17 protein-coding genes and 1 other RNA gene are annotated in these 16,854 nt (G+C 37.2%); 6 read left to right on the top strand and 12 right to left on the bottom strand.

What is annotated here, in order from left to right; genetic code table 11:
- Nucleotides 1-2: 2 nt before the first annotated feature.
- Nucleotides 3-1,022, top strand: a complete 1,020-nt coding sequence (locus PKC21_07415) for an alpha/beta hydrolase-fold protein (GenBank protein ID HMR25164.1) — start codon at nucleotides 3-5, stop codon at nucleotides 1,020-1,022.
- Here PKC21_07415 and PKC21_07410 read toward each other — a convergent pair.
- From PKC21_07410 to PKC21_07365, 10 genes are all read right to left on the bottom strand, one after another.
- The gene (locus tag PKC21_07410) at nucleotides 1,017-1,763 is read right to left on the bottom strand and encodes a hypothetical protein (protein HMR25163.1); all 747 of its coding nucleotides are present in this window, start codon (nucleotides 1,761-1,763) and stop codon (nucleotides 1,017-1,019) included. The two genes, PKC21_07415 and PKC21_07410, sit on opposite strands and share 6 nt — an antisense overlap.
- A gap of 113 nt (nucleotides 1,764-1,876) precedes the next feature.
- Nucleotides 1,877-2,182 (bottom strand): hypothetical protein, encoded by a 306-nt coding sequence (locus tag PKC21_07405; protein HMR25162.1) that lies wholly within the window; start codon nucleotides 2,180-2,182, stop codon nucleotides 1,877-1,879.
- A gap of 106 nt (nucleotides 2,183-2,288) precedes the next feature.
- Nucleotides 2,289-2,963, bottom strand: a complete 675-nt coding sequence (locus tag PKC21_07400) for a Bax inhibitor-1 family protein (GenBank protein HMR25161.1) — start codon at nucleotides 2,961-2,963, stop codon at nucleotides 2,289-2,291.
- Between the two features lie 185 nt (nucleotides 2,964-3,148).
- Nucleotides 3,149-3,337: non-coding RNA, 6S RNA (gene ssrS, locus PKC21_07395), on the bottom strand.
- A gap of 66 nt (nucleotides 3,338-3,403) precedes the next feature.
- Nucleotides 3,404-4,231: a hypothetical protein gene (locus tag PKC21_07390; GenBank protein ID HMR25160.1), complete on the bottom strand. Its 828-nt coding sequence runs from the start codon at nucleotides 4,229-4,231 to the stop codon at nucleotides 3,404-3,406.
- A gap of 24 nt (nucleotides 4,232-4,255) precedes the next feature.
- Nucleotides 4,256-5,101 (bottom strand): pantoate--beta-alanine ligase, encoded by an 846-nt coding sequence (gene panC / locus PKC21_07385; protein HMR25159.1) that lies wholly within the window; start codon nucleotides 5,099-5,101, stop codon nucleotides 4,256-4,258.
- A 2-nt stretch (nucleotides 5,102-5,103) separates the two neighbouring features.
- Entirely contained in the window at nucleotides 5,104-6,300 is a 1,197-nt protein-coding gene (gene coaBC / locus PKC21_07380; protein ID HMR25158.1) for a bifunctional phosphopantothenoylcysteine decarboxylase/phosphopantothenate--cysteine ligase CoaBC, read from the bottom strand.
- Nucleotides 6,297-7,067 (bottom strand): type III pantothenate kinase, encoded by a 771-nt coding sequence (locus tag PKC21_07375; protein ID HMR25157.1) that lies wholly within the window; start codon nucleotides 7,065-7,067, stop codon nucleotides 6,297-6,299. Before PKC21_07375 ends, coaBC begins: the two co-directional genes overlap by 4 nt.
- Before the next feature lie 12 nt (nucleotides 7,068-7,079).
- On the bottom strand, nucleotides 7,080-7,853 hold the full coding sequence (gene panB / locus PKC21_07370) for a 3-methyl-2-oxobutanoate hydroxymethyltransferase (GenBank protein HMR25156.1): 774 nt from the start codon (nucleotides 7,851-7,853) through the stop codon (nucleotides 7,080-7,082).
- A 5-nt stretch (nucleotides 7,854-7,858) separates the two neighbouring features.
- Nucleotides 7,859-8,794 (bottom strand): hypothetical protein, encoded by a 936-nt coding sequence (locus PKC21_07365; GenBank protein HMR25155.1) that lies wholly within the window; start codon nucleotides 8,792-8,794, stop codon nucleotides 7,859-7,861.
- Between the two features lie 170 nt (nucleotides 8,795-8,964).
- Between PKC21_07365 and PKC21_07360 the strand changes: the two genes are divergently transcribed.
- From PKC21_07360 to PKC21_07350, 3 genes are all read left to right on the top strand, one after another.
- Complete coding sequence (locus PKC21_07360) at nucleotides 8,965-9,549, top strand: hypothetical protein (GenBank protein HMR25154.1); 585 nt, start codon at nucleotides 8,965-8,967, stop codon at nucleotides 9,547-9,549.
- A 71-nt stretch (nucleotides 9,550-9,620) separates the two neighbouring features.
- Entirely contained in the window at nucleotides 9,621-9,821 is a 201-nt protein-coding gene (locus PKC21_07355) for a hypothetical protein (protein HMR25153.1), read from the top strand.
- A gap of 18 nt (nucleotides 9,822-9,839) precedes the next feature.
- Nucleotides 9,840-10,589 carry a rhomboid family intramembrane serine protease gene (locus tag PKC21_07350; GenBank protein ID HMR25152.1) on the top strand — a complete coding sequence of 250 codons (750 nt, stop codon included), beginning with the start codon at nucleotides 9,840-9,842 and terminating at the stop codon, nucleotides 10,587-10,589.
- Between the two features lie 72 nt (nucleotides 10,590-10,661).
- On the opposite strand, the gene PKC21_07345 is transcribed toward PKC21_07350, so the two are convergent.
- Entirely contained in the window at nucleotides 10,662-11,630 is a 969-nt protein-coding gene (locus tag PKC21_07345) for an SUMF1/EgtB/PvdO family nonheme iron enzyme (protein ID HMR25151.1), read from the bottom strand.
- Nucleotides 11,631-11,736: 106 nt separating this feature from the next.
- Here PKC21_07345 and mutS point away from each other — a divergent pair, with 106 nt between their 5' ends.
- Nucleotides 11,737-14,343, top strand: coding sequence for a DNA mismatch repair protein MutS (gene mutS, locus PKC21_07340; protein ID HMR25150.1), 2,607 nt, complete (start codon nucleotides 11,737-11,739; stop codon nucleotides 14,341-14,343).
- A gap of 112 nt (nucleotides 14,344-14,455) precedes the next feature.
- Nucleotides 14,456-15,883, top strand: coding sequence for an N-acetylmuramoyl-L-alanine amidase (locus PKC21_07335; GenBank protein ID HMR25149.1), 1,428 nt, complete (start codon nucleotides 14,456-14,458; stop codon nucleotides 15,881-15,883).
- A 65-nt stretch (nucleotides 15,884-15,948) separates the two neighbouring features.
- Here PKC21_07335 and PKC21_07330 read toward each other — a convergent pair whose 3' ends face one another.
- Complete coding sequence (locus tag PKC21_07330; GenBank protein HMR25148.1) at nucleotides 15,949-16,812, bottom strand: hypothetical protein; 864 nt, start codon at nucleotides 16,810-16,812, stop codon at nucleotides 15,949-15,951.
- Nucleotides 16,813-16,854 lie beyond the last annotated feature (42 nt).

Genomic DNA, 16,854 nt, shown 5'->3' with positions numbered 1-16,854 from the left:
ATATGCATGCACCTCATATTCAACAACCCATTTTTAACAGCACTTTATTGAAAAAAAGTTTATTCAATGACCCTACTCAGAGATACATCAGTGTGTATTTGCCACCCAATTACAATGAGAAGTCAAAAGATGCTTATTCTTGTTTTTATATTTTAGCTCCTTGGAGCAGTACTGGTTCTTTATCTATTTTCCCTAAAAATGTTTTTTCACCCTCATTGCCACAATTATTGGATCAAGCCATTTTAGAAAACAAGATTAAACCTTGTATTGTTATTTTTCCCAACTGTGAAAGCAAGCTAGGCCATAGTCAATATATCAATTCTCCAGCCTGTGGACCTTATATGGATTATCTTTGCGATGAAATCGTTCCTTATATTGATCGCCATTACAATACCCTAGCAAGTGCCCAACAGCGAAGTATCATGGGTTTTTCCAGTGGTGGTTTTGGAGCACTTGTTACAGGCATGCTAAGACCTGATGTGTTTTTAAACATTGCAAGCTCAGCTGCTGATAGTTTTTATGAATATTTATATCTAAACATGATTCCAAGAGCTCAATCTGTCTTAGAAAAATATGGCAGCATTGACACGTTTATTCAACATTACCTTAATAACCCCAATCCCATGAGTTTACTTGATAGAAACGAAGGAGAAACTCTTTTACTCCTTAATATCTGTGCTTGCTTTATTCCTAACAAAAACAATCCACCTTTGTACGGTGATTTATTTTTTGATATTGCTACGGGGGCCATTAAAGATGATGCTTGGCAAAAGCTATTGGCTTGGGACCCAATAAGAATGATAGATCACCATCAAAGTAATATTAAGCAATGGCAACATGTTATATTGGATGCTGGTAAACACGATGAATATGGATTGAACTTAGGACATAGACAAATTGCAAAAAAACTTAAAGCTTTAAACATCTCTTTAACTCACAATGAATACCCAGGCCGCCACAGCGGCCATACCTACCGGTATATTGAACGGATAAAAATTTTACAAAATATCTTTTATCTATGACAATATATGTTGATTATTTTTGACCTTCATCTGCTCATAAAGTTTTTCTACTTCTTCTTCAAGCAAGTCTGGTAAGTCTCTCAAATCTGGCCTTTCTCTTAATAACTGTTCTCTTATACTTTGTTTAACATACTCAATAAAAGCTTCATTATTTTTCAATTCTTCAAAGGTTGATATATCTTCACCTAGAAAATCTGCCCAATATCCAACCACACATAGTTCTTGAATATCATAGGCAAGGGTAGCCGCTAAAACTTGCGGAACATCCATTTGAATTGTCCATTCACTGTTTAATAGCTCAGGTTGATCATTTAATATGTATACTAAATTTTTCATAACTGGGGATATGGGCAGTTCAACATTTATATCGCATACATATTCTGGCTGCCCAGTATAAGTATTAAAAATACGACTTGCTTTACCTTTTATAGAATATGAAATGCCTGCCTTGGTATTACCTTGTTTAAAATAGTCTGCATCTAAAGTAATCGTCTTTACATTTTCAATATCACTTGGACCAACTTGACCATGAACCGTAACATTTAAATTAAAATCACTCGCTTTTGGATGTGTAAAAACCACTGGGCTTAAATTCATCCCCAATAACGGGCTAAAAGCATTCCAATCTGATTTATTGATACAATGATCTGGATTTTGTAAAACAAAACTGGCAACTGGTTTTGCTTGCACCGATGCCATCAAAAGAACCGTTAATAAAAAAACACTACGTAAATATTGCATATTTCCCCCTAAAAAATTTTATACAATGATCCTAAATCATAAAATTATTTTAATTACAATAGATGTTTTGATAAATATTTTTTATAAAGCCATTAACTTTTACACCATCAATATCAATTGATTTGTTTGATATCGTAGTCAGCTTCTGTAGTACAAGCCATAACTTCAGTCATTCCTGATGCTATAAAGGCACAAGCATTATCAATGGCAGTGATGGAACATTCTTTAATGGCTGGACCTGTGGCTTCTTTACATTGCTGCCTACCTTTGTAGGTTACACACACATTGCATTTAATAGTTTGCGTGGTCACTACATTATAAGTCATAAAACCCACAGGCAGCATGATTGCTAAAAGCAACAAACTTATTTGCAACCAACGGTTACGTTTTCTTAGTCGTTGTTGTTTCTCTTCGTACATTTAATATACCCCAAACTTATGGAAGGAAAGTTTTGTGCAGATTGAGACGAGGCAACTAAAACACCCATCAGCCGTGGCCGTGCAAAAATTTCCGTTTCTATACTACTTAGTCACGTGACATAAGTAACTGCAACACATACCAAAACATTAAAGCCACAGAAGCAAACAGCTGTAGTGATGCTGATACATATTTATCCTGTGGATAATGGTGTAAAACATTAGATGTGTCATATAAAATTGCAGCCCCGGCCAATAAAATCATGGCCATAGAAAACCAATGCCCCAAACTAAAACCAAAGATGCCTCCAGCCACGATGGCCAATAAAGCCACAATACCACCCCACATCAAGGCGGTTCTTAAAAAACTAAAGTCTTTTTTAGTCATAAATACAATCGCTGTTAAGGCTAAAAAAGCAATGATAGTTATATATGCTGCATTTTCTATGCTTTGAGCATGACCAGAATAATAAGCAATGGCTAGCATGGGCAATAAAATTAATGCCTCAGCTAAAACATAAGCTGATAAAGCCAGATACTGACCTAATTTGGTTTCTGCTGTGTGTGCTGTCCGTGTAGCCAACCAAGCCACCAGCATAAACGCACCTAATATCCATAACCAGTTAACCTTTTGTACGATGGCTAAAGCGGTGCGATCAAAGCCAGTGCTAAAAAATAAATACTCCAGACCAACTAGACCTAAAATAGCAAAAAATAAATGGCTGTAGGTTTTTCTTAAAAATGCTTCTCTGCCAACAATGGCAACTGTTTGTGTAATATTCATAATCCTCACAATATAAACACGATTCACTTTTGTCTATATTTTTAAAAATGGGGACATGATAATTACTGGATAAGATGCATACAATATCCATAAATACGTGCTTATGAGGTCATTTATTTGATCTCCTTGCACATAAAAAAAACCCCATGGTTCTAAAATTCTTGAAGCACATGGAGTTTTTAAATGTAGCCGCCAAACACACCGTGTGAATGCAGTATTTTTATCTTCCTGCTAACAGGTGGGTTTCGTTTATTTGCTTCTGGTTACTTGATCACGTCAAGCCTAACGCTCCACAAATAGGAACAAATCCCGATAAAAAAAAGTTAATGAGACAAAAATACGTTAGTGACTCATCACCAATGCTTCAGCCGCACTACATCTTATATAATAATCTATAAGTTAATTTAGTCAATAGGATTTTATATTTTTATGCAATGCGTTTATATAGAAAAAACATAAGGCTTTGCTATAAAACATAAAATAAAAATCAATAGGCATAAAAAAACTTTTATTTTTTCAGTCCCCGTTGGTTTTTTTATGATTTTATTCTCATTTTGATGATTATAGGTGAACAGTAAAAACATAGACATAATCATATGCCAAACATAGTGATGCGTAAAACCCAAAACAAATAAAACAACGCAACAAAAACCTGACAGCCAAATGTATCGATCACCTAAAACTTGTCGTGCAATAAAGCCGCCATTAAGCTGTCCAATAGGCAATAAAACCAAAGCACAAGTAAATGACCCTGCTAAGCCAGCTAAATATAAAGGATCATAATTTAACAAAGATCCTTCTTTTGGGTACATGTCTAAAACATAATGTAGGAATGTACTTAATAAATTATGTCCCCATAAAAACTGATAACCATGTTCTACAGTATCGGAAAAGCCTGAAGCTTTTAAGCCCATAAACATCATAATAACGCTAGCAATGAAGGCATAAAAAACCCCTTGTGTGTGCACATGAATATCCAACTTTGAATTATGCTTAATAGATTTAATGCTGCGAAACGTACCTAAACTACCAAAAGGATACGGAAAAGGTAAAACATAGGCTGGATAATAATAATGACCTTTTTTTTTCAACGCAAGATAATAGCCCACTTCTTTACACAGAAAAATAATCATTAAATATACAGCAAACTTCAGGCCTAAACCATTCACCATTAATAAAAAACTCAAACCCAACAAAAAAACAGTCAATAAACTTTGTCCAATGTTCTGCAAGGTTTCGTTTGAATGCATATTTTGAATTTTTTCCATGAATGCCTTTTATATTGCCTTAGCTTAAAGATCAACGATTAGATTATCAATTAACCGAGTCGTTCCAACAAAAGCTGCCAAGGCTACAACATATTTACGCTGTATTTTCTTTGTGGGTAAAAAGTCTTCCCAGTGTAAAATTTTTAAATACTGTACCTCTATCTTAGAATATTGTTTTAAATAGTCTTTGGCAGCATCAATTAAAGTTTGTGTATCATACTCACCCAATTGGCTTTTTTCTTTAATTAAGCACAGCGCTTGATACAAATGCTTGGCAACATCTTTTTCTTCTTCTGACAAATACTGATTTCTGGAACTCATAGCTAAACCATTGTCTTCTCTAACTGTAGGACAAGCCACCATCTCAACTGATAAATGAAACGCTTTAATCATTTCATCAATAACCTTTACTTGCTCTACATCTTTTAAACCCATAAACAATTGATCGCAGGGGACTAAATGCAAAAGCTTCATGACCACCGTACAAATGCCATCAAAATAACCTTTACGATAAGCACCACATAAATGGCTTGAAAAAAAACTCTCAACAATTTTAAATGAAAACCCCTTAGGATATATCATCTCAACACTTGGTACAAAAACAAAATCTACCCCAGCTTGTTCACACATAGCTAAATCTTTTTCTAAAGGTCGAGGATATTTGTTTAAATCTTCATTGGGTCCAAATTGCATGGGGTTAACAAAAATACTCACCGCCGTTTGTTGACATTTTTTTTTACTGGCATCAACCAATGATAAATGTCCGGCATGCAGCGCTCCCATAGTGGGAACAAATCCTAAAGTTTTTTTGTCCTGTTTAATATTTTCAATGACTTGCTTTAGTTCTAAAAAGTTTTTTACTACTCGCATAATCAACTTTCATTTAATAGCCAATGCCATAAACACGCTGCAATTTCTGATTTGGATATATTATCATGCGTTTGATAGGCTTTTGTTTCATTACGGGCTATGAAATGTACACTGCTATTACCAGAACCAAAGCCTTTTTCATCTTTATAAACTTCATTAGCAACAATGACATCTGCATTTTTTTTACGCATCTTTTCCAGAGCATTTTCTATAGTGCTTTGTGTTTCTGCAGCAAAAGCTATCAAAGTTTGTTTTTGATTTTTATGCTTACCTATAAACAATGCAATGTCTTGTGTAGTTTTTAGATTAAGTGTCATATCTTGACTGTTTTTTTTGATTTTATTTTTTTCCTCATGCACCGGTACGTAATCTGAAACAGCTGCAGTTGCAAAAAAATAATCATAATCCATATATTTTTGACATGCCTCAAACATTTCTTGAGCAGTATTTACATGAACCATGTTTGCTTTAAAATCTGCTTTTATCGATACTGGCCCAGAAATCAAAATCACTTCTGCTCCACGCAAACTTGCTTCTTTTGCAATAGAATACCCCATTCTGCCCGTTGAAGGAGAGCTAATAAACCTCACCGGATCAATATACTCTCTTGTTGGTCCAGCAGTGATGACAACTTTTTTACCCTGCAAACTGTTTTGTTTTTGAATATAATTTTCTACACATTCTAGAATCGTTTCTTCATTGGCTAATTTTCCAAGTCCTTCGTCTTTGCAGGCCAACTCACCTAATTGAGGATCAATAAAAATAACTCCTTGCTGTTTTAGATGGCTAATATTTTCTTGAGTTATTGGATTGTGCCACATTCTTGTATTCATGGCTGGCGCAATAAACTTTGGTTTATCAAATGCCAAAAAAACCGCTGACAGTAAATCATCTGCTCTACCCCAGCTGAATTTAGCAATAGACTCTGCTGTGGCTGGCACAACCAATAAACAATCATGCTTTTTCACTAAATCAATATGAGCAATTCCTTTATCTGCTCCTTCTAGCATATCACTGTAAACTGTTTTTTGTGATAAAGCTTCAAAGGTTAACTCACCTACAAAAGCTTTAGCAGCATTTGTCATGAGCACTGTTACTTGCGCACCTTTTTTTTGCAATATTCTTAAAACTTCACAGGCCTTGTATGCGGCTATTCCGCCCGTCACCGCCAATAGAATATTTTTACCTTGTAAATTCATGCTTTATTTTTTTTAAAAAATTGTTTTTCACCCAGTTTAAGCAAACCATGCAAGGCCAAGTGCTCATGCGCAATAAAATTGTTAGGTAAGTATTGGCCAATGCTATCCAATGCACCCCCTGTGGCAATCACTTGCGTCTTGGTCCATTGCTTTTCTGCACAGATTTTTTGCACCAAGGCTTCCACCATACTGGCGTGCCCCATACAAACTCCATTAGACAATGCGGTTTGTGTATTAAATCCAACAATACTATCACTTTTATTATAATGAATTGAACTCAAAGCTGCTGCTTTTTCAAATAAAGCTTCAGCAGAAATACCAAAACCGGGACAAATAAGACCGCCAATGAACTCTTTTTTTTCATTCACCACACTCAAAGTGGTTGCTGTTCCAAAATCAATAACAATCAATGGTGTTTCATAATGCTGCAATGCTGCTTCTAAATCTGCCAGTCTATCTGCGCCAATGGTATGTGGCGACTCAACTTTTATTTTAAAGGATACTTCAATTGCAGAATGTAAAACAAACACGCGTTTGCTTAGTTTGGTTAACTCTGAACTTACCTTTGGAACAACGGAACACAAAACAACAGGTGTTTCATCATTGATACTGGGCAAATTTTTTTCTTTAAAAACCTGATTGATAAATACAATATATTCATCTTTAAGTCTATGCGCATGCGTTGCTATTTTCCAACTGTATAATATTTTTCCTTGGTCTGCCCAAGCCAAAGCTGTTTTTGTATTTCCAACATCAATCAATAACATTGTATTGTCCTATTAACTTTCATTAATCCATTGTTTGTACTGTTCAACACCCTGCTGCATCACTTGCTGTAAGTTGCCCGTCACCTTAACAAAATTTGGAACATACCCTGTATTAAGCCCCAACATATCATATGTCACTAAAACTTGACCATCACATGCTTTTCCAGAACCTATGCCAATGGTTGGTATGCTAAGTTCTTTACTGATAACTTGCGCAAGTGTTTCTTCTACACACTCCAATACAATTGAAAAAACTCCAGCCTTCTCTAAAGCTTTAGCATCTTTCATTAATTGTTGTTTGGCTGTATCGGTTTTACCTTGTTTTTTATAGCCACTTTGCTGATGAACGGACTGTGGGCGTAAACCAATATGTCCCATGACTGGAATACCCGCAGCTACAATTTTTTTTATTGTATCAACCAGCTCTTCTCCACCTTCAAGCTTAACCGCATGAGCTCTACCTTTGGCCATTAACTTAATAGCGTTAGCAACAGCCTTTTCCTGGCTCACTTGATACGAACCAAATGGCATATCGCACACCAACAATGCATGTTTGGTTGCTCTAGATACAGCACTACAATGATGAACCATATCCTGCATACTTACACTTAAGGTGTCTGGATAACCCAACACAACATTGCCTAAAGAATCACCAACCAAAAGCATATCCACACCGGATTCATCCAATATTTTTGCTATGGGGTAATCATAAGCTGTTAACATACTGATTTTTTCACCTTGTTTTTTCTTATTTTGTATATCGCTTATGCGCATAGGTTTATTCATATTCACTATTCCTTATCATGCTTTTTTATATAGCCTTCACTTAAACAATTAAACTTAGAACTTTTCATTTCTTGCTTCCAACTTTGACTTGCTTCTAAACCTTTTTGACTGTCTTTTTGTAAACTTTGATAAAACCTTCCACTTTGAATATCGTCCATGCATTGATCAAAACTTTCTTGTAAAGCTTTGACTGGCATTTGTCTTTGCGCATAAAGTGCGCTGCCATACAAAGCAGACGGACTAATGTTTTGCATGGTTTGATAAAAACCTTTTTCATTGAACAAACGCATAAAAATCTCTAACTCTTTTACACACTCTAAATACGCCAAGTCTTCTGGAATTCCATTTTGAACCATTGTATCTATCGCTTGCATCAACAGTTTAGGCACCCCACCACACAATACTGTTTGCTCAGAAAAAAAATCTGCGTACACTTCTGTCTTAACATCATAAAACATTTGCTCTTGCCCATTACAGCCTAAAGCAGTTGCTAAATATTTAATAAACTGCAAATCTTCTTCTGGCTTTGAACTATGAAAAACATCCAATACACAGGGCAAAGCTTTATTGTTTTGGTAACATTCTCGCACTTCATCTGCGATCATTTTAGGTGACAACAACAAATGTGAAATTGTTTTGGGTAGTTGGTCAAAATGATACAAAAGCGTTGAACCGTGCGCATAAATAATCTTAGCTCCATCAGACAAAACTGTATTAGCAAAAAAATCAAGCATGGCATGATCACTGATTAAAATTGCTAAAACTGGATGATTTTTGGCCAGCGATGTCTCTTCTACAACAAAGCCATCATTGATGGCTTTTGACCAATTTGCACTGGTTTTTCTTAACAAAATTGTAACCTGCCAAGTAGAATCTCTTAAATTTTGAGCCCAAACTTTGGCTTGATTGCCGTAACCTACGATGGCAATACACTTATCCATAAACCATGCCTATCAGAGCATTGATTGGCTTTCAAGACAAAAGATCTTAGGCTTTAAACATTAAAACCATGCTTGTTTTGTTTTATAAAAAACCTTTCCTTCTTACCGCATATTCACAGACAATTCAGTCCTAGCCTAGACTTTAAAAACCTGTATAATGTATATTTATAATGAAAATCTACGTCGTTCAATACTGCATCATTCTTTTTTTAAGTGCTAGCCTTTGTCTTTTTGCTCAAGATGATGAGTCGCCGCCGCCTTTAAATCCTTATGATTCACCTTGGGGTGAACCCGTTACACCCCCCAGTAATTCCAATGGAGCGCCCTCCAACAATAACACAAACAGCTCGGACGATGACTTCGGAGATCAAGATGATTTTGATGCCCCTTTTACCCCCCCTAGTTTTGGAGGTAATTCATCTTCAAGTTCGGGGCAGTCTGGAGAAGGTAAAAGCAGTTTCATGCTTGTTGAAGAATCCAATGTCGATCAATGTAAGAACTGGGGCAATCAACTGTTGTCCAACAAAAGTTTTACAGACTTTAATGATTGTCAGTTCAATTTAGAACGAAAATTAGAAGAAACGCATTCTGCCATTGAACATAGTATTGATACCATTGAGCGTTTCAAACTAAAAAAAATGCTGCGTGGCCAAATAAAAAATGAGGACCGCAAAAAAAATCAACTGGATTATTCAAAGCTTGAAGCCCGACTCAAAGCAGAAAACAAAAAAGGCTGCATTTGCATAAAAAAATAATCTCAAAAGGTACGGCCTTACTTTTGAGATCAAACCCATGTTTTTTATTCTCAAAAGTAAGGCCGTACCTTTTGAGACTTTACAAAAAAGAATCTCTAGGTAGTATGGGCAAAGTGGATATTCTAAATGACGTTTTTGGTATGCCTTTATTTCCTCATATTTATGCTATCCCATTTAGCATTATTTTAGGTATGATCTTGGGCTACAAATTAAGAGGCAATACTGAGTTGTTTGAAGATGAAGATAAACGTCCCCCAAAACCCAAAATTTAAGGTATAGTCAAACACAATATGCGATCACCAGCAAAAACCAAACTATCTTTTGGCGGCCCCATCAGCCCTATGGTTAAAACCATGATTGTGATCAATGTACTATTTTATGTTTGTAGTTTATTGGTTCGCAATAAAGGTTTTGTAGATGGCATGAGCTATCAAATGATTTTGGTTGAACTTTTGGGAGTTTCTCCTGATAGAGTTTTAAAAGACTTTGCCGTATGGCAATTGTTTTCTTACATGTTCATGCACTTGGAGTTTTTTCACCTTCTATTTAATATGCTTGCCTTGTATTGGTTTGGTTCAGAGTTAGAGTGGACTTGGGGAAGCAAAAAGTTTTTAAATTATTATTTTTTTGCTGGCATAGGTGCTGGACTGGTTTCTACCCTACTCAAGATTCCCACCATTGGCGCATCCGGCGCTATTTTTGCTCTACTCTTGGCCTATGGATTAATGTTTCCTAACAGAGTCTTGTATATTTATTTTGTCATACCCATCAAAGCAAAATACGCCGTTATGGCCTTTGGTTTATTAGAGCTCATATCTTTATTAAATGCTGGACCCAACACCCGTATTAATCATGCAGCCCATTTAAGTGGACTTGCCTTTGGCGCATTATGGTTTTTATACATGAAATATCAACATCACTTTTATGCTTTATGGCTCAGCTTCAAGCAGCCCAAACGTAAAAAACCCAACTTAAAAGTGCTTCGCTTTGATAAAGCTAACAACGAAGAAGACGAAGACACCAAGCCAACCATTCATTAACACATGAAATAAGCAAATATTTATTTATGCCCTAAACAGTAAGCACGGTTTTTTTGCTGTTCACAAAAAACATCATTCATCGTTTGATTCTGGCTCTAATGGAATTGCTACTATTCTAAAGCCCACATCAACTCTTTGTCCACTGTAAAGAAGATGACGTGTCGTCGTTGTTGCATTCAAATCATCAGAAAAGTAGCGTCCGCCTCTGGCGCTCACGCTAGCGTACTCATCATTTCTTTGGTAGACCTCGTCTATAGAGCACATTTCTGTAGCATTCCCCAGCATATCAGAAGCTCCCACCCAACTATCACTTTCCGGTTTACTCCCCACTGCCAATAGTTGCTCAGACTCTAAATTGGCCTTGCTTTTATCGTAATCCATACCCCAAGTGTAGGTATTTTCTGTAGCTCCTTTGGCTGCATATTCCCACTCAATCTCTTTGGGCAATCTAATTTCATAATTTTCATACTGTTTATTTAACCATGCGCAAAACTCATTGGCTTGTTCTACTGAAATATTGGTCATAGGAATGTTTTTTTCCTTTTCAGGGTAATCATAACTGGGATCAAATTGGGCGTACTGTTCTTTGCTCACTTCATACTTACCTATGAAGTAGTCCTGCTCAATGCTAACTTTTCTTGCTGTATCATCTATAATCTCATCATCTTTGGTGATGGCCAAAGCGTCATACTTGCGCAACAAGTCTTTGTATTGCTCTTCACTGATCCCCATATTAAAAGAACCTTTGGGGACGCGTCGTAAATGCAATTTTATCTGACTGTCTCCCAATTTTAAAAACATGTCGTCATCGTTTATTGTTATGTCTTCATTTTCCTCTGGTAAGTTTGCCTCCTCTTGGGCTGTTACAACTTGAGTTTGTTTTGAAGGTACTGTTTTTATACCTGGCTTTACACCTGTGTTAGAGTTATCCTTGGCGGCTATGCTCATATTACAGCTACAAAAAAAACAAAAAGCCATGACAATAACAGTGTAATTTAAACTGCGTTTAATCTTTCCGTAAAAATGCATTGCGTTATTCATAGCAGAAAGCCCCTGTTTTTTCAACTTACAACTCACAGCTATTGTGACCCAATTTTAAGTAAGAAAACACTAGAAAAATGCCTCTGCTTTATATACAAGAAAACTCATGGCTGGCGCACAAACACCTTTGATGAAGCAGTACCTAGAAATCAAATCCAACTATCAAGACTGCATACTGTTTTTTAGGCTTGGTGATTTTTATGAAATGTTTTTTGATGATGCGCAAAAAGCTGCCCCTATTTTAGACATTGCGCTGACCTGTAGAGATAAAAATGCCAAAGATCCCGTCCCTTTATGTGGCGTTCCTCACCACAGCGCCAACAGTTATATTGCCAAACTCTTAGATCATGGTCTCAATGTGGCCATCTGTGAACAAATGGAAGAAGCTGCTGCCAGCAAAGGTTTGGTCAAACGTGATGTGGTTAAAGTGGTTACTCCAAGCATGCGCACAGAAACTGAAGGCTTGAGTTCTACACAAGACAGTTATATTGTTTCTATTTATCCTAGCACTCAAAACAAAAAAATTCTTTATGCCTTGGCTTGGATGAACATTGCCAATGGTCACTTTGCCAGTACCGTCTTGGATTCTTTAAGTAACCTTGAACACCAACTCTGGCAACTCAAAGCCAAAGAAATTTTGGTTCCCAATAAAAATGTGCCCGCTGAACTAAGTGCTTGGCAAACTGCTTTTGCCAGTGTTCAACGCGATGTTATTTTTCATGCTCTGGATACTTGGGTTTTTTCTGAAGGAGAAAAAGCTTTAGCGGATTTTTTTAACTTAAACAACTTGCACGGTTTAGGATTTAGCAACATTCAGGCTCAAGCTGCCAGCTGCCATGCCATCATTTATTACGCTAAAGACTTACGCAAAAACAACTGCAATCACCTAGATATTCCTAAGCATCAACACAGCCATCAATTTTTGCATTTGGATAAAATCAGCCAAAATCATTTGGACCTATTTCCTAATGCTCACTCTTCTCAACATGATTTATTTTCTCTGCTTAATCATTGCAAAAACACAATGGGAACCCGTCTGCTCTATACCTGGATGAGCCAAGCTTTGCTAGATCAAGAAAAAATAAACGCTCGCCTTAGCGCTGTGTCCAGTTTGTATGAGCAGCCCAAAACTTTAGAACAATTGCAAAAGTTACTCAAAGGCATCTGTGACCTTGAACGCTTATCCAGCAAAATCATTCAGCACACCATTAAACCCTTAGAGTTGCTTGCCATCTTACAAAGTCTTCAAACTATTCCCCTTATATCTGAGCATCTAAACACGCTCTGCTTTGACGCTAACAATGCGCTAAGCACACTCAGTAAAAACTTATCTTCTTGCAAGCCTATCATGAAGCTTCTTCAACAGCGTTTACAAGACGAGCCGGCTAAAAGCATTGAGGATGCATGGGTGATTAAAGATGGTTTCAACTCTCAACTGGATGAACTGAGAAAACTGTGCACTCATGGTCAGGATTGGTTAAGTCAGCTTGAACAACAAGAAAAGAAAAACACCGGCATCACTACCTTAAAAGTCCGATACAATAAGGTTTTTGGCTATTACATTGAAGTAAGCAAGAGCCATATCAACAAAGTGCCTGCCCATTATGTTCGTAAACAAACCTTGGTTAACGCTGAACGCTTCATCACCGAAGAACTTAAAAACTATGAAGTAAAGTTGCTCAATGCTCAAGATGAACGCTTGCGTTTGGAAAAAGAATTGTACACTCAATTGCTTGTTGAGCTGGCTCCCTTAGCCCATGAACTTAAACAACAAGCACATTTGATAGCGCAAATAGATGTTCTTGCAGCTTTTGCACAAGCCGCATTGCAAAACAATTACATACGACCAAATCTTTGTGCCAAAGGTTTAACCCTTAAGATTAAGCAAGGTCGTCATCCTATGCTTGAACAACATTTGCCTAACAATGCAAGCTTTGTCCCAAATGACCTTACTCTTGATCACGACCAGCAACAAATGATTATTTTAACTGGCCCTAACATGTCTGGAAAATCTACCCTTATGCGTCAAACCGCTCTTATTGTCTATATGGCGCACATTGGTTGTTTTGTGCCAGCTCAAGAAGCGGATATCCCTTATGTAGATCAAATTTTTACTCGCGTGGGAACTGGTGATGACCTAGCCCAGGGACGCTCAACTTTCATGGTAGAGATGAATGAAACCGCAAAAATCTTGCGCAATGCCAGCCAAAATTCTTTAATTATTCTTGATGAAGTGGGCAGAGGTACCAGCACTTATGATGGTCTTGCTCTTGCGTGGGCAGTATCAGAATACCTACATGACCATATTGCTGCCAAAACTTTATTTGCTACGCATTATCATGAGCTCACAGAGTTGGCTGAACAAAAACCAAAAATGCAAAACTATCATGTAGCGGCTAAACTTTGGCAGGATAGTATTGTTTTTTTACATAGCCTTAAACAAGGTCCGGCCAGCCAAAGTTATGGTTTAGAGGTTGCTAAAATGGCGGGTGTTCTAGATGATGTTGTGCATCGGGCACGCCAAGTGTTAAACAATTTAGAGCAACAACATATGAAACCACCGCAATGTAGCTTTGACTTTTCTGCTACGTCTAGATCTAAAGCCCAAACATCCTCAATTGTAGAACAAGCGCTCAAAGATACTGATTTAAACAGCTTATCCCCTAAACAAGCCTTAGACTTACTCTATCAATGGCAAAACGAGATCTCTTAAAAAATTACCAAAAGGTACCCGGTACCTTTTAGCAGTAGCAAAAAAGCTAAACAAAAACCAATTGCTTGCAATGTAACTTGGAAGCTTAATCATTTTACGCTATAATTGGCGCATGTTGGCAATCCGCAAAAATTGGCAAATTCGGCACAGCTTGCTGCTGTTAATGAGCTACTCTCTATTGCTTTTTGCTCAAGACAGTCCTTCTCAATTACAAAACTTACGTGTTAAAAAAAAATTGGGCATTGAACAAGTTATCCTTACTTTTAGTAAAAGTATTGAAAGCAAAGGCCATTATCTAAGAGCCAGTGACGTTTCACCCAATGCTCGTTATTATGTTGATTTTTCAACTGCAAGCCTCAATGAAAACTTTCCTTCTCCAAATTTGGGTGGAGATTTTACATTGATTCAAAGTGTTAGGATTGCACAAAAAGATAAAGATACTGTTCGTATAGTATTAGACTTACCCAAAACTCTAGACCAAAACAATATTGTTTTGGAACATAAAAACAATACCCTTATTATTTCTCTGGCAAAAAAAGCTACAGATCTCGCCATCCTTCAACTTGAAGAATCTGGGCCTGTTCAACTTGAAATTAATTCATCAAAGACAGATGATCTCACTCAAAGCTCTTCAAATCAAAGCGCGGCTAAGTCTTTAGACACATCCAAGCCTTCTACCCCCCCCATTGATATTGAGATCCCCAGCACTCAAGAAATTGAAATCTCTCCAATGAGCGCCCCTGCAAACAAAACTCAACAAGCTCCCAAACAAACTCCAGAAGTAATTATTAACCCACCTAAAACCAAAAGCAATAAGCATATTATCATTATTGATGCGGGTCATGGCGGTGAAGACTCCGGTGCGCGCGGCCCATTTTATAAAACCAATGAAAAGGATGTCACCTTAAGCATTGCCAAACGTCTAAAGAAAATTTTAGATCAAGATGATCATTACCGTGTTTTGATGACCCGTGAAAGCGATACTTACTTACATCTTTGGGACAGAACCAATTTTGCCAATAAACATCATGGTGATTTGTTTGTTTCCATTCATGCCAATGCCAATAAAAAAAACACTGCCAATGGTGTGAGCACTTATTTTTTACACAATGCCGATGATGAAGAAAGTTTACGTGTAGCCATGCGCGAGAACGGTGAGTTGGCGGTTCCTAAAACCAAAAAAACTCCACAAAATGATGCCTATTTTTTAGAAATCATGAAAGCCTCAATGCTGAAAAACTTTCATACTGTGCAGTCCACGGATTTGGCCCGTATCGTTCAAAACAGTTTATTCAAACATCTTAGTCAAAACTACAACAATGTTTACAATCGTGGGGTTAAAAGTGCTCGTTTTTATGTTTTAACTGGAGCCAACATGCCAGCCATTTTGGTAGAGACCTCTTTTATCACCAACAAACTAGAAGAAAAACGTTTACGCAACACCGCCTATCAGTATCAGATTGCTTTGGCGATTTATCGTGGAATTCAAGGTTATTTTAAACAACAAAATTCCGGTTTAAGTCACGCTAGACTCTATTAATAAAAAAGGCCTACTTAAAGTAGGCCTTTTTTGTGGAGCATATGTTTGGCGAGTTAAAACATTGATCAATTACATTGAACAAAGGCTTGGTACATACCACTGCTTTCATAGGCGTCCATAAATAAGCCTTCTAAGTCTCTAACATAGTTAGAAGCAAATCTAATTTTATAACCTTGCACCCCACCAATACTTGGAACAACCACTTTCATTTTACTCATATCACCCGCAACCAGCTGAGTCATGGGCACAATTGCGTAGTTATTGGCACCATCATTGGTGACCTGAACATCCGCAATAGGCGCAAAGGCCAAGTCTTCACTAAATGTTACTTCAATCTGGGCTGTATGCACCTGTTGTCCTGTGGCATCAATATAACAACGACGCACGTAGTTTCTAGATATAATATATGGCTTACCTGGCAAGGTTACACCCCCGCTGGTGTTTTCAAAACCACCGCCGGTATTAAACTTATGACTGATGGGTGCCGTTAAGGCCATATTTAAACCCAAAGGTCTCACTGTCTGATTGATGTTAAATATATAATCTGCTCTATCAGCCAATGGTTGACTTTCTGGGCATGGTGTACTTGGATTGCTATCTGGGTTGATATGAAAGGTCACAATACTTCCAGTACCATCAACAGAGAGGGTTAAACATTGCGTTAAATTGACCTGTTGATCATTGATCTTTTGCGTTAAGCTAAAGTTACCAATTAAACTGCCTACATCCACCGGCATACTAAAAGCAGCCACAATAGAGGCTGTTTGCTCACTGGTGGTTGTATCAAAACTTGGTGTAAAGTCGACCACGTAAAAATTGCTTTCAGTGACCGAGCCCCCGCCGCCCATGGTATCATCCACGGCACAACCGGTAAAAACCATCCCGGATAACAGTAAAAAACTGCTTAATATTAATTTATTCATTTTCATGCCAAAGTCTCCTTAAAAAGGTTATAGCCCCTTAGGCTATTG

The organism is Oligoflexia bacterium (assembly GCA_035326705.1).
Taxonomy (GTDB): Bacteria; Bdellovibrionota_G; JALEGL01; order JALEGL01; family JALEGL01; genus JALEGL01.
This window is presented reverse-complemented; position numbering and strand designations above follow the sequence as displayed.

Coding starts and splice junctions, on each gene's coding strand:
- PKC21_07400 (HMR25161.1), bottom strand. CDS start 2,963: ATGAATATTACACAAACAGTTGCCATTGTTGGCAGAGAAGCATTTTTA.
- PKC21_07365 (HMR25155.1), bottom strand. CDS start 8,794: ATGGATAAGTGTATTGCCATCGTAGGTTACGGCAATCAAGCCAAAGTT.
- PKC21_07390 (HMR25160.1), bottom strand. CDS start 4,231: ATGGAAAAAATTCAAAATATGCATTCAAACGAAACCTTGCAGAACATT.
- PKC21_07415 (HMR25164.1), top strand. CDS start 3: ATGCATGCACCTCATATTCAACAACCCATTTTTAACAGCACTTTATTG.
- PKC21_07360 (HMR25154.1), top strand. CDS start 8,965: ATGAAAATCTACGTCGTTCAATACTGCATCATTCTTTTTTTAAGTGCT.
- mutS (HMR25150.1), top strand. CDS start 11,737: ATGGCTGGCGCACAAACACCTTTGATGAAGCAGTACCTAGAAATCAAA.
- PKC21_07330 (HMR25148.1), bottom strand. CDS start 16,812: ATGAAAATGAATAAATTAATATTAAGCAGTTTTTTACTGTTATCCGGG.
- panB (HMR25156.1), bottom strand. CDS start 7,853: ATGAATAAACCTATGCGCATAAGCGATATACAAAATAAGAAAAAACAA.
- PKC21_07375 (HMR25157.1), bottom strand. CDS start 7,067: ATGTTATTGATTGATGTTGGAAATACAAAAACAGCTTTGGCTTGGGCA.
- panC (HMR25159.1), bottom strand. CDS start 5,101: ATGCGAGTAGTAAAAAACTTTTTAGAACTAAAGCAAGTCATTGAAAAT.
- coaBC (HMR25158.1), bottom strand. CDS start 6,300: ATGAATTTACAAGGTAAAAATATTCTATTGGCGGTGACGGGCGGAATA.
- PKC21_07405 (HMR25162.1), bottom strand. CDS start 2,182: ATGTACGAAGAGAAACAACAACGACTAAGAAAACGTAACCGTTGGTTG.
- PKC21_07335 (HMR25149.1), top strand. CDS start 14,456: ATGTTGGCAATCCGCAAAAATTGGCAAATTCGGCACAGCTTGCTGCTG.
- PKC21_07345 (HMR25151.1), bottom strand. CDS start 11,630: ATGAATAACGCAATGCATTTTTACGGAAAGATTAAACGCAGTTTAAAT.
- PKC21_07350 (HMR25152.1), top strand. CDS start 9,840: ATGCGATCACCAGCAAAAACCAAACTATCTTTTGGCGGCCCCATCAGC.
- PKC21_07410 (HMR25163.1), bottom strand. CDS start 1,763: ATGCAATATTTACGTAGTGTTTTTTTATTAACGGTTCTTTTGATGGCA.